The 11994-nt window shown below is 69.8% G+C and carries 9 protein-coding genes and 4 pseudogenes; 11 read left to right on the forward strand and 2 right to left on the reverse strand.

Going from position 1 to position 11994, the window contains the following annotated elements; genetic code table 11:
• The first annotated feature begins 71 nt into the window (after window positions 1–71).
• The 3 genes and pseudogenes from OHA64_RS00895 (at window position 72) to OHA64_RS00905 (ending at window position 2611) form a co-directional block, all read left to right on the forward strand.
• Complete coding sequence (locus OHA64_RS00895; RefSeq protein ID WP_405606550.1) at window positions 72–215, forward strand: hypothetical protein; 144 nt, start codon at window positions 72–74, stop codon at window positions 213–215.
• 51 nt (window positions 216–266) lie between these two features.
• Window positions 267–1544, forward strand: coding sequence for a Mu transposase domain-containing protein (locus tag OHA64_RS00900; RefSeq protein WP_405606552.1), 1278 nt, complete (start codon window positions 267–269; stop codon window positions 1542–1544).
• A gap of 144 nt (window positions 1545–1688) precedes the next feature.
• A pseudogene (locus OHA64_RS00905) lies at window positions 1689–2611 on the forward strand (acyltransferase family protein).
• Window positions 2612–2714: 103 nt separating this feature from the next.
• Here OHA64_RS00905 and OHA64_RS00910 read toward each other — a convergent pair.
• On the reverse strand, window positions 2715–3482 hold the full coding sequence (locus OHA64_RS00910) for a FadR/GntR family transcriptional regulator (RefSeq protein ID WP_405606554.1): 768 nt from the start codon (window positions 3480–3482) through the stop codon (window positions 2715–2717).
• 313 nt (window positions 3483–3795) lie between these two features.
• On the opposite strand from OHA64_RS00910, the gene OHA64_RS00915 reads away from it, so the two are divergent.
• The 8 genes and pseudogenes from OHA64_RS00915 to OHA64_RS00950 form a co-directional block, all read left to right on the forward strand.
• Window positions 3796–4692 carry a proline iminopeptidase-family hydrolase gene (locus tag OHA64_RS00915; RefSeq protein ID WP_405606556.1) on the forward strand — a complete coding sequence of 299 codons (897 nt, stop codon included), beginning with the start codon at window positions 3796–3798 and terminating at the stop codon, window positions 4690–4692.
• 22 nt (window positions 4693–4714) lie between these two features.
• Window positions 4715–6439, forward strand: a complete 1725-nt coding sequence (locus OHA64_RS00920) for an ABC transporter substrate-binding protein (RefSeq protein ID WP_405606558.1) — start codon at window positions 4715–4717, stop codon at window positions 6437–6439.
• A complete protein-coding gene (locus OHA64_RS00925) occupies window positions 6436–7461 on the forward strand; it encodes an ABC transporter permease (protein ID WP_405606560.1) in 1026 nt (341 codons plus the stop codon). The genes OHA64_RS00920 and OHA64_RS00925 overlap by 4 nt, the downstream gene beginning before the upstream one ends.
• Window positions 7462–7467: 6 nt before the next feature.
• On the forward strand, window positions 7468–8436 hold the full coding sequence (locus OHA64_RS00930; protein WP_405606562.1) for an ABC transporter permease: 969 nt from the start codon (window positions 7468–7470) through the stop codon (window positions 8434–8436).
• On the forward strand, window positions 8429–9487 hold the full coding sequence (locus OHA64_RS00935) for an ABC transporter ATP-binding protein (RefSeq protein ID WP_405606564.1): 1059 nt from the start codon (window positions 8429–8431) through the stop codon (window positions 9485–9487). Before OHA64_RS00930 ends, OHA64_RS00935 begins: the two co-directional genes overlap by 8 nt.
• An 89-nt stretch (window positions 9488–9576) precedes the next feature.
• Window positions 9577–10614 (forward strand): ABC transporter ATP-binding protein, encoded by a 1038-nt coding sequence (locus OHA64_RS00940; protein ID WP_405623800.1) that lies wholly within the window; start codon window positions 9577–9579, stop codon window positions 10612–10614.
• A 97-nt stretch (window positions 10615–10711) separates the two neighbouring features.
• Window positions 10712–11252: pseudogene (locus OHA64_RS00945) on the forward strand (hypothetical protein).
• Window positions 11253–11333: 81 nt separating this feature from the next.
• A pseudogene (locus OHA64_RS00950) lies at window positions 11334–11635 on the forward strand (DDE-type integrase/transposase/recombinase); the annotation flags it as partial.
• On the opposite strand, the pseudogene OHA64_RS00955 reads toward OHA64_RS00950, so the two are convergent.
• Window positions 11635–11842, reverse strand: a pseudogene (locus tag OHA64_RS00955) (XdhC family protein); the annotation flags it as partial. The pseudogenes OHA64_RS00950 and OHA64_RS00955 overlap by 1 nt on opposite strands.
• Window positions 11843–11994 lie beyond the last annotated feature (152 nt).

Below are 11994 nucleotides of genomic sequence, written 5' to 3' on the forward strand. Positions count from 1 at the left end.
TCGTGAGAAGTAGTGTCACTCGCGGGGTTGCGGTGGCAAAGGTGAATGTGCTCAGTGAAGGAGCACCGCCGATGCCGCCTGGTCAGTCGAAGGTCGAGTTGTATGCCGCGCTGCGGCATGACGCTCGCGAGGGCATGTCGAACCGGGCGCTGGAGCGCAAGTACCGGGTGGGCTGGCGGACTGTTCAGAAGGCGCTGAGTTCGGCGTGGCCGTAACCTCGGGAACCGTACGCGCCTCGCCGTTCCAAGCTGAATCCGTTCAAGCCGGTGATCGACCAGATGCTGCTGGCTGATCTGGATGCGCCGAGGAAGCAGCGTCACACGGTGGTCCGGATCTATCGCCGGTTGATCAACGAGCACGCGCTGGACGACGTGTCCTACCAGGTCGTGCGCGCCTACGTCGCCAAGCGGACGCCGGAGATTCGGGTCGAGGCCGGCCGTGGCCCGGCGCAGGTGTTCATCGAGCAGTCGCACCTGGCCGGCGCCGAAGCCGAGTTCGACTTCGGCGAGGTCGCGGTCCGTTTGCGGGGCGAGCTGGTGAAGTGCCATTTGTTCTGCCTGCGGTTGTCGTTCTCCGGGAAGGCGGTGCACCGGCGCGTCGGTGCTCGGCTTCACGCGGCGCCGGGTCGAGACGACCGGTGGACCCCATTTCGGTCCCACTACGGCATCGAGCCGTTCTACTGTACGCCGGGAATCGAGGGCGCCCACGAGAAAGGCGGCGTCGAGGGCCAGATCGGCTGGTTTCGCCGCAACCACTTCGTTCCCGTCCCCGAGATCGACTCGCTGGCGCACTTGAACATGCTGATCGACGAGTGGGATCTGGCCGACGAGGCCCGGCGGATCGGGACCCGTCCTCGCACGATCGGCGAGCTGTCCGCCGTCGAACGGCCGTCGTTGAAGCCGTTGCCCGTCGAAGCGTTCGAGACCGGTCGCTGGTTCACCCCACGGGTCGACCGGTTCTCCCAGATCACCGTCCGCACCAACCGTTACTCGGTCCCGACCCGGTTCATCGGCCGCCAGGTCCGGGTCTTGCTGCACGCCTCCGAGCTCGTGGTGTTCGACGGCCGCACCGAGATCGCCCAGCACGAACGGCTGCTGACCAAGAGCGGATCACGGCTCGAGCTCGATCACTATCTCGAAGCGCTGCTGCGCAAACCGGGCGCGCCGCCCGGCGCCACGGTCCTCGAACAGGCCCAGGGCGCAGGCCAGTTCACCCCGATCCACGAAGCCTGGTGGACAGCCGCCTGCAACGCCCACGGCGACACCGCCGGCACCCGCGCTCTGATCGAGGTTCTGCTGCTGCACCGGCACATGCAGCACGACCACGTCGTCGCCGGCCTGGCCGCCGCGCTCCAGGTCGGAGCGCTCACCGCGGACGCGGCCGCGCTGGAAGCCCGCCGCATCGCCGACAACGACGAACCGACCTCGGCCAAGCCACGACGCCGAGCCACTACCGAGGCAGACCGGGCCGTCGCAGCGACCGTCACCTCGCTGACCCAGCGGCGCCTGGCGCAACTACCCAAAGACACCCGCCCCCATGCCTGACGTGTCGATCTACGACCAGCTGCTTCCCAGCCGGCGAGCCGCCGTGGCCGCCGCTGGGCACGCGCCGGCCCCGAGACCTACCCAGAAGCCGAGCAGGAAGAAGCCGCCGCCTCGACGCCCTCGCCGTGCCGGTGGGCCCGGCTTGTGGGCGCGCGCCGCGGATGCCCTCGTTCCGACTACATGTTCGTCTACGCCTTCCACATGTCGGCGTTCATCATCATTTCCGGATACTTCTCGCGATGTTGGGACGGCAGCCCGGAACGAATCAAACGGCTGGTGACCCAACTGGTCGTGCCGTACGTGGAGTTCGAGACGGCATACACCCTGTACAGCCGGTGGACCGACAACGCCCCCGACCGTCCGATCAGTGCTGGACCCGCTGTATCTGACGTGGTTCCTGGCGGCGTTGTTCATCTGGCGGCTGACCACCCCGCTGTGGCGGAACCTGCGGTGGCCGCTCCCGGTCGCCCTCACTGTCGCCGCGCTGGCCACCGTGGCGCCGATCGGACGATCTCGCCCTGCAGCGTCCCCTGCGGTTCCTGCCGTACTTCGTGCTGGGCCTGTCTCTGAAGCCGGAGCACTTCCGGCCGGTGCGCCGCCGACGGGTACGTCTGCTGGCGGTGCCGGTGTTCACCGGCGCGCTCGGGGTGGCGTACTGGGCGGTGCCGCGGATGGCCGGCGCCTGGCTCTTCCACGACGACAGGGCCGTGGAACTGGGCGCACCCGTCCGGGCCGGGCCCGTGATGACGCTGGCGCTCTTCGGGTGTTCCCTGCTGCTGGTCGCCTGCTTCCGCTCCTGGGTGCTCGGCCGGCGCACCTGGTTCACCGCGCTGGGTGCGGGCACGCTGTACGCCTATGTGCTGCCCGCCTGGGTCCACGGGCGGCTCGGCGAGATCACCACCACCGTCGTGGCCGCCACGGTCGTGACCGTGCTGTGCAGCCCGCCCGTACGGCGGGTCTTCCGGTTCGTGGTGGAGCCGCGGACGGACTGGGCGTTCCGCCGGACCGACGCCGCGGAATCCGCCCCGCGGCTGAGGCACCCCGCCTCACTCTGGGCGCATGGGTGAACCGGGGGACGGCACAAGGCCGTTGTGGCGCGACCGGACTTCCTGCTGCCGTACCGGCCGGTCCGCACTCGTCGATCGGTGGGACGGCAGGCGGGACAGAGGGTCAGGGTGACTCCGCGGCCCGGACGCGGGCCAGTACGTCCCGGATCATCCCGGCGCTGATCATGAAGTGTTCGCGGGCGATCTCCTCGGCACGCTCCGGCTCGCCCGCCGCGATGGCCTCGTACAGGGCCGTGTGTCCCTCGCCGGCCCGGTGGAAGTGCGTCCGCTCGCCCCGACCCCAGGGTTCGACCGGGAAGCCGAGGCTGATCCGGGTCAGCAGGTCCCGGCTGAGCAGGGTGATCTGCGGGTTGTGAGTGGCCGCGCAGATGCTCCGGTGGAACGCGCTGTCGGCGGCCTGTTCCTCACGGGGGCTGCTCGCGGAGAGGTGAGCGGCCAGTGCCTCGCGCATCGGCTCCAGGTCCTCGGGCTTCCGGCGCCGGGCGGCCGTCGCGGCCACCATGCCCTCCACCAGCCCGCGCAGGTCGAAGAGTTGCTCGAACTCCTCCCACCGGGGCAGCAGCGTACGGCGGACCGCGGCCCCGGAGGACGCGGTCCAGCTGTCGCGGACGAAGGCGCCGCCGTTGCGGCCCCGTCGGGTCTCGATGACACCGAGGGCCTGCAGGCGGGCGACGGCCTCGCGCACGGTGGGGCGGCTCACCTGGAGCAGCCCGGTGAGCTCGCGCTCTGGCGGCAGCCGTTCGCCCGGCAGGAAGTCCCCGACGGCGATCGCGGTGAGCAGCCGGTCGGAGACCTCGTCGACCGCCGAGGCCACGCGGACCGGGCGCAGCGAGGACGTCGGTGTACCGCCGAGCAGGACACGGTCGAGCACGCGGGAGAACTCGTCCTCCGGTTCCGGAGACGTGGGCTGTGACGTGGGCTCCCGTGACGCGGGCTTCGGTGCTTCACGTTCCCGTGACCCGGGTTCCGGTGACTCAGATACGGATGTCAGGAGTCCTCCCCAGCAAGCGACGCCTCTGTAAACGCGCGGGCTCCACGTGAACTCGCCGTTACGTCTCGCCCAGCCTCGACCAAAAGGTCTTGTGCGCTGACCTTTTACCCCTTCACTATCTCATCCATCCGTCACACCCATCTCGTTTCAGACAGAGGTCGGCTGATTCCCGGCCGGTCTGGGAGGCTTCTTCGTGGCGATCCCCGAACCGAACCACACCGGAACCGTCGACTTCAACGGCTGGTCCACCTGGTACCGGATCACGGGCGAGCCGGGCAGGACACCCTTGGTCGTCCTGCACGGCGGGCCCGGCGCCGGTCACGACTACACGCTGAGCATCGCGGGCATCGCCCGGCAGGGCCGCCCCGTGGTGCACTACGACCAGCTCGGCACCGGGCTGTCCACCCACCTGCCCGACAGGGGCGCCGACTTCTGGACCGTGCAGCTCTTCCTCGACGAGCTGGACTGCCTGCTCAAGACGCTGGGCATCGCCGACGGCTACCACCTCCTCGGCCAGTCCTGGGGCGGCATGCTGGCCGCCGAGCACGCCGTACGCCGGCCGCCCGGCCTGCGCGGCCTGGTCATCGCCGACTCCCCCGCCTCCATGGAACTGTGGCTGGCGGCGGCGCACGAGCTGCGTGCGGCCCTGCCCCCTCAGGTGCAGCACACCCTGCTGGCCCATGAGACGGCCGGGACCACCGACCACTCGGACTACCGGGCCGCCGAGCAGGTGTTCAACGAGCGCCATGTGTGCCGTCTGGTCCCCAACCCGCCGGAAGTGCAGGCCACCTGGGACAACATCGAGTCCGACCCGACCGTCTACCACACGATGAACGGGCCCAACGAGTTCCATGTCGTCGGGACGTTGAAGGACTGGTCGGTCATCGACCGGCTGCATCTGATCGAGGCGCCGACCCTGCTGGTGTCGGGGCGGTACGACGAGGCGACTCCCGAGACCGTCAAGCCCTTCGCCGACCACATCCCCGACGTGCGCTGGCACTTCTTCGAGCACTCCAGCCACATGCCGCACGTCGAGGAGGAGGAACTCTTCCTCCGGGTCGTGGGCGCCTTTCTCGACTCCACCGACTGATCCTCCGACGGGAGTTCCCTCGATGTCCCGCACCACAAGACGCAGCGCGGTCGCCGCCGCCACCGTCGTCCTCGCCCTGACCGCCGCCGCCTGTTCGTCCTCCGACGACGGCTCCTCCTCCGGCCCGACCGCGTCCACGTCGGGTTCCGGTTCCGCCGCGTTCCAGCGGCAGCACAAAGGCGGCACGCTGAAGCTCGTCGCCCACGCGGCCGCGGGCAGCCTCGACCCGCAGGTCAACTACACACTCCAGTACTGGCAGTTGTACCAGTCGATGTACGACGGGCTGCTCTCGTTCAAGAAGATCGGCGGCCAGCAGTCGTTCACCGTGGTACCGGATCTCGCCACGGCGATGCCGAAGGTGACCAACGGCGGCAAGACGTACACCTTCACGCTGCGCAAGGGCATCACCTTCTCCAACGGCAAGGCCCTGACAACCGACGACGTGGTGGCGTCCTTCCAGCGCATCTTCAAGGTCTCCAGTCCCACCGCGGGCACCTTCTACAACGGCATCGTCGGCGCCGACGCCTGTCTGAAGACGCCTGCCTCCTGCACGCTCAAGGGAGGCGTGATCGGTGACGCGACGGCCAACACCGTCACCGTCAACCTCACCGCCCCGGACTCGGAGTTCCCGTACAAGCTGGCCGTCCCGCACGCCAGCGTCGTACCGAAGGACTCGCCGGCGAAGGACGCCGGCACCACGCCGCTGCCGACGACCGGCCCGTACATGGCCGCCTCGTACGACCCGAACCGGGCGCTGAAGCTGGTGCGCAACCCGCACTTCAAGGAGTGGTCGCGCCCGGCCCAGCCCGAGGGCTATCCCGACGTCATCGACTACGCCTTCGGGCAGACGGTGGAGTCCGAGGTCACCGCCGTCCAGAACGGCCAGGCGGACTGGATGTACGACCCGCCGCCCGCCGACCGGCTCAACGAGATCGGCACCAAGTACGCCTCCCAGGCGCACGTGAACCCGCTGACCGCGTTCTGGTACGCGACGCTGAACGTCAACATGGCCCCGTTCAACAACAAGCTGGCCCGTCAGGCGATCAACTGGGCCGTCGACCGGTCCGCCGTGGTGCGGCTGTACGGCGGCAAGAACCTCGCCTCTCCCGCGTGCACGATCCTGCCGGCGGGCTTCCCCGGGCACGTCGACACGTGCGCCTACACCAAGGGCGGCGGCACGACCTGGTCGGCCGCGGACCTGGCCAAGGCCAAGGATCTGGTGAAGCAGTCCGGTACGGCGGGGCAGGAGGTCGGCATCGTCGTCCAGGACGACGACGTCAACAAATCGATCGGGCAGTACCTGCAGAGCCTGCTCACCCAGCTCGGCTACAAGGCGAAGCTCAAGCCGCTGTCGGGGAACATCCAGTTCACGTACATCCAGAACACCAAGAACAAGGTGCAGCTGGCGCTGACGTCCTGGTACCAGGACTATCCGGCCGCCTCCGACTTCCTCAACGTGCTGCTGTCCTGCGCCTCGTACCACCCCGGCAGCGACTCCAGCATCAACATCGCCGGGTTCTGCGACAAGGGCATCGACGCGAAGATGCAGACCGCGCTGAAGACCGCGCAGACCGACCAGAAGAGCGCCGACCAGCAGTGGGGCACCATCGACCAGGAGCTGATGGCCCAGTCCCCCGTCGTTCCGCTGATCAACCCGAAGCTGATCGACTTCACGTCGAAGCGGGTCGGCAACTACCAGTTCAGCAAGCAGTTCTACATGCTCGTCGGGCAGACGTGGGTCAAGTGAGCCGCACGCTTCCCGCTCCGTCGACCGAGGCCCGGCGTTCGCCGGGCCCCTGGCGGACGGCCGCCACCGACCTGGTGCGCAACAGGTCGGCGGTGGCCGCGGCCGTCGTCCTGCTGATCGTCGTGGTGGCGGTCCTGTGCGCGCCGCTGTACGCCGGCCACATCGCCCACACCGACCCGTTCCAGTCCCACGTATCCGGCACCACGGTCGTCGACGGCAAAGCCGTTCCGGTGCTCACCCCGAGCAGCACCGGGCTCGGCCTCGGCGTCACGCCCATCGGCCCCACCTGGGACCCGGCCCACTACTTCCTCGGCGCCGACAACCAGGGCCGCGACGTGCTGGCCCGCCTGCTGTACGGCGGCCGGACGAGCCTGTTCATCGGGTTCACGGCGGCCCTGCTCACCTGTCTGCTCGGTACGGCCGTCGGAGTGGTCGCCGGGTACGCGGGCGGTGTCGTGGACGCGGTCATCTCCCGGATCCTGGACGTCGTCTGGGCGTTCCCGGTGTACCTGCTGGCCATCTGCCTGTCGGTCGTCCTGCTCACCGACGGGCTGCGTCTGGGGCCGCTCACCGTGGACGCGGGGAGCCTGTGGCTGCCGGTCACGATCATCGCGGCGATCTATGTGCCGTACATCGCCCGGCCGTTGCGCGGCCAGGTGCTGGTGCTGCGCAACAAGGAGTACATCCACGCGGCCGTCGGCTCCGGCGCCCCGACCTTGCGCATCCTGCGCCGGGAAGTGCTGCCGAACGTGCTGCCCACGGCGCTCGTCTTCGTTCCGCTGATGACCGCTCTGGCCATGCTCACCGAGTCGGCGCTGTCCTTCCTGTCCGTCGGCGTCCAGCCGCCGGACGCCAGTTGGGGCACGATCATCGAGGACGGTCTGGGGCTGCTCTACACCCGCCCCGCCGTCACCATCGCCCCCGGCCTGCTGATCGCCCTGACCACGGCGGCACTCAACGTCCTCGGCGACGGAGTGCGCGACGCGCTCGACCCGGGCGCCCGACTGCGCGGAGGGGTGTGACCGGCCATGCTCCAGTTCGCGCTCAAGCGCTTCGGCTCGGCCCTGCTGGTGATGTTCGCGATCAGCGTGCTGGTGTTCCTGATCTTCTTCGCCACCCCGGGAGTCGACCCCGCGGCCCGCATCGCGGGACGCAACGCCGACCCGGCCACGCTCGCCCAGGTACGGCACTCCTTCGGACTCGACCGGCCGATGCCCGTCCGCTATCTGCTGATGATGCGTCACCTGCTCATCGACCGGGACCTGGAGTCGTTCGTCAACCGGGGCTCCCGCGTCATCCCCCAGATCCTGCAGGCCACCCCGGTCACCCTGTCACTCGTCATCGGCGCGGCGCTGATCTGGATGACGGCCGGCATCATCATGGGCACGGCCGCGGCGGCCCTGCGCGGCAAGGCCGCCGACCCACTGATCATGCTCGTCGGCGTGGTCGGCGTCTCCCTGCCGGCGTACTGGCTCGGTGAAGTGGTCAATCTCATCACCCAGAAGCAGCTGCACGACTCGGTGTTCTCCTGGGTGCCGCCACCGGGATACGTCGGCCTGAGCCAGGACGCGGGCCAGTGGGCGCTGCACATGCTCTTCCCCTGGCTGACCCTGGCGCTGCTGTACGCCGGGATCTACGCCCGGCTGCTGCGCGGCGAGGTCGTCACCGCGCTGAACGAGGACTACGTCCGCACCGCCCGCGCCAAGGGCCTGTCGGAGCGGCGCATCCTGGTCCGCCATGCCCTGCGCTGCTCCCTCATCCCCATCGTGTCGCTGTTCGGCCTGGACTTCGGGGCGCTCGTGGGCGGCGCCGCGCTGCTCACCGAGGTCGTCTTCGGTCTGCCCGGCATCGGCAAGCTCACCTTTGACGCCCTGCAGAACCTGGACCTGCCCGTGATCATGGGAACCGTGCTGTACGCGGCGTTCTTCGTGGTCCTCGCCAACGCCCTGGTGGACATCCTGTACGCGCGACTCGACCCGAGGGCCCGCCATGCCTGAACCCCTGCTGGACGTACGTGACCTGCGGGTGTCCTTCCGCACCCGCCAAGGCTCCGTCACCGCCGTCGACGGCCTCTCCCTCTCGGTGGCGCCCGGCGAGATCCTGGGCGTGGTGGGCGAGTCGGGCTCCGGCAAGAGCGTATCCATGCTGGCCGTGCTGCGGCTGCTGACCAACCCGAACGTGACGGTGTCGGGCGAGGTCCGCTTCCGGGGCCGCGACCTGCTCGCGCTCCCCGGCAAGGAGATGCGTGCGGTACGGGGCCGGGAGATCGCCATGGTCTTCCAGGATCCGATGACCGCGCTCACCCCCGTGTACACGGTCGGCTGGCAGATCGCCGAGCAGATACGGGCCCACGACCAGGTGTCCCGGCGGGAGGCCCGGGCGCGGGCGGTACGGCTCCTGTCGGACGTCGGCATCCCCGACGCGGCCTCGCGGGTGCACGCGTACCCGCACGAGTTCTCCGGCGGCATGCGCCAGCGCGCGGTCATCGCGATGGCCCTGTCCTGCGATCCCGCCCTGCTGATCGCCGACGAACCGACCACGGCCCTCGACGTGACCGTGCAGGCGCAGATCCTCGACCTGATGCGGGAGCTCAACGGGCGCGGATCGGCGGTCGTGCTCATCACCCACGACATGGGGGTGATCTCGCAGATCGCCGACCGGGTCCTGGTCATGTACGGCGGCCGGGCGGCCGAGGAAGGCCCGCGCCGGGCGGTGTTCCACGGCCCTCGGCACCCGTATACCTGGGGCCTTCTCGACTCGGTGCCGCGGGTCGGCGGTGCCCGGCTGCGGCGGCTGCCCACCATCGCGGGCGTGCCGGTCTCTCCGGGCGCGCTCCCGCAGGGATGCGCGTTCGCGCCGCGCTGCCGGCTGCGCCACGACCGCTGCGCCGAGCCGCCCGCGCTGGCCGCGGGCGACGGCGACGCCACCCACCGCGACGCCTGCTGGCTGCCTCCGGACGACCGCGGCTCGCTGCGCCTGACGGCGCGGGCGGCGGCGACCGGGGGTCCTGCCCTGGAGCCCGACATGGAGAAGGAGGCGACACCGTGACGGCGCAGAACATCGCGGCGGCGGACGACACCAGGGACGCCCGGCCCGACGGGGTGGACGCCGCCAGTAACGCGCGGCTCGACGGGGACGTGCTGTTGCGCGCCACGGACGTCACCAAGCACTACCAGTTGCGGGCCGACGGACTCACCCGGCGGCGCAGGGTGCTGCGCGCCGTGGACGGGGTGTCCCTGGAGGTCCGCGCCGGAGAAACACTCGGCATCGTCGGCGAGTCGGGCTGCGGCAAGTCCACCCTCGGCCGCTGTCTGGTCCGTCTCACCGACCTCACGGGCGGCCGGGTCGAGTTCGACGGGCAGGACATCAGCACCCTGTCCACGCGCCGGCTGCGGCCCGTGCGGCCCGGGATGCAGCTGGTCTTCCAGGACCCGCAGGCCTCTCTCAACCCCCGCCGCCGGGCCGGGGACATCGTGGCGGAGCCCCTGCTGGTGCACCGCTACGGGGACGCGGCCGCGGTCCGCCGCCGGGTCGCCGAGCTCTTCGACGTCGTAGGGCTGGCGGCCGGGCATCTGGACCGGTATCCGCACGAGTTCTCCGGCGGCCAGCGCCAACGCATCGGCATCGCCCGGGCGCTGGCCACCGACCCGAAGCTGATCGTCGCCGACGAACCGGTGTCCGCCCTCGACGTGTCGATCCAGGCCCAGGTGCTGAACCTCTTCGCCGACCTCCAGGAGGAGTTCGCGCTCACCTACGTCTTCATCGCCCACGATCTCGGCGTGGTCCGTCACGTCTCGGACCGGATCGCCGTCATGTACCTCGGCGAGATCGTCGAACTCGCCGAGACCGAGGCGCTGTACGAGGCTCCCGACCACCCCTACACCCAGGCCCTGCTGTCCGCGGTCCCCGACATCGACGACGGTAGCCCGGCGGCCGACAGCCCGCGTCGGAAACGGATCGTCCTCACCGGCGAGGTGCCCAACCCCGTGGACAAGCCCACGGGGTGTCCCTTCCGCACCCGCTGTCCGTACGCCCGCGAGCGCTGCGCGCTGGAGCGTCCCCGGCTCACCCCGACCGGCAACGGCCGCCAGACCGCCTGCCACTACCCGTTGACGAGCGCGTCACCCGACGTGGGAGATGCGGCCGACGCCGCATCTCAGCAACCCCGTATATGAAGGAAATCGTGAACCTGCGCCGGTGCTGAGTTGGCCTCCAAGATCCACGCGCCGAATCTCTAAGCCCCCGGAGACTGCGTGTTCTACGTTGATCGACATGAGCGCGTTGGGACGGGGGTACCGCTATGTCGGGCCTCACCATGTGATCGCTGCCGTCAAGGCAGCGGACGGTGGTGCCACGATCCGCGCAGCCGCCGACTTCGTGGACTGGGTGGCAGCCCGGACCGCCGAGGAACTGGACGAGCCCTTCACCTTCGTCGTCGGCACGGACGGTGCTCTGCGGTTGGCCCCACGCCGCAGCGAACACGTCGCCTGCGCGGGCGACGATCGGGTGCTGGGCGCTGGCCGAAATCAGCTTCCACCCCGAGGCCGGACGCTGGGCGGTGAACGAGGTCAGCAACCAGTCGGCCGGCTACTGCCCGGACGTTTCCTCATGGCCGGCTGTCGCACAGGCACTGGATCAAGCCGACCTCGACCATCCGGACTGCTTCACATACGCAGTGGTCTTCCGTCGGTGTCCCACCTGCCGGGAGCACAACATCGTGCGAGAAGGCCACTTCGTCTGCGTCTTCTGCGACGCAGACCTACCCCGGCGATGGAACGTCGATCCGAACGTGGACGACTCAGACGGGCCCTGATCTCGTCCACCGCGGTGCTGCCACCAGCTCGGCCGACCGGCTTCGGGCCTCGGCTGCCCGGGTCGAAAGACGCCGAACCCGCGAAGAGGAAGACCGCGCGGCGGCTACGTCTACCTCCACTCCGCGATCGACGGCTACTCCCGCCTCGCCTACACCGAAGCCCTCCCGGACGAGAGAGCCGCTACCGCGATCGCGTTCATGCACCGAGCACGAGCCTGGTTCGCCGCCCCCACATCGAGCGGATCGTCACAGACAACGGTGCCTGTTACCGAGCCGACGCGTTCGCCCGGGCTCTCCTGGGGACACGGCATCAACGGATCACTCCATACACGCCCCGGCAGAACCGGAAAGCAGAGCGCTACATCCGGATCATCTCCGAGGAGGGCGGCCCGCCGTGTGCGAGGACGTGTTGGCCCAGTTCGTAGACCGCCGCTTCGACACAGCCGCCGAAGATGCTGCCGACCGCGGTGCCGTCCGTGTCGACAGCAAGTGCGGTGCCGACGGGCAGGGGTGCACTGCCGCTGGCGTGGACGACGGTGGAGGGGGGCCTCGCGGCACCACTTGTGCAATGTGTCCGCGATGTACAGCACGGCGGGCTTTCCCTGAGGTGGATGACTTCCGGGGACCGCCGCCGCGCCCCAGGGGAGGAGGACACGGCGGCGGCCGCTGGTGCCGGCGGTGTGGCGTGGCAGGCCGCCGTGCACCGGTGGAAGCGCCCGGGTGGCCGTGGCGGACCGGTCAC

Source organism: Streptomyces sp. NBC_00076, from assembly GCF_045041235.1.
Taxonomy (GTDB): Bacteria; Actinomycetota; Actinomycetes; order Streptomycetales; family Streptomycetaceae; genus Streptomyces.

What these genes read in the sequence shown, in the direction of transcription:
- OHA64_RS00935 (WP_405606564.1), top strand. Translation starts at nt 8,429, where the DNA reads ATGCCTGAACCCCTGCTGGACGTACGTGACCTGCGGGTGTCCTTCCGC.
- OHA64_RS00920 (WP_405606558.1), top strand. Translation starts at nt 4,715, where the DNA reads ATGTCCCGCACCACAAGACGCAGCGCGGTCGCCGCCGCCACCGTCGTC.
- OHA64_RS00895 (WP_405606550.1), top strand. Translation starts at nt 72, where the DNA reads ATGCCGCCTGGTCAGTCGAAGGTCGAGTTGTATGCCGCGCTGCGGCAT.
- OHA64_RS00930 (WP_405606562.1), top strand. Translation starts at nt 7,468, where the DNA reads ATGCTCCAGTTCGCGCTCAAGCGCTTCGGCTCGGCCCTGCTGGTGATG.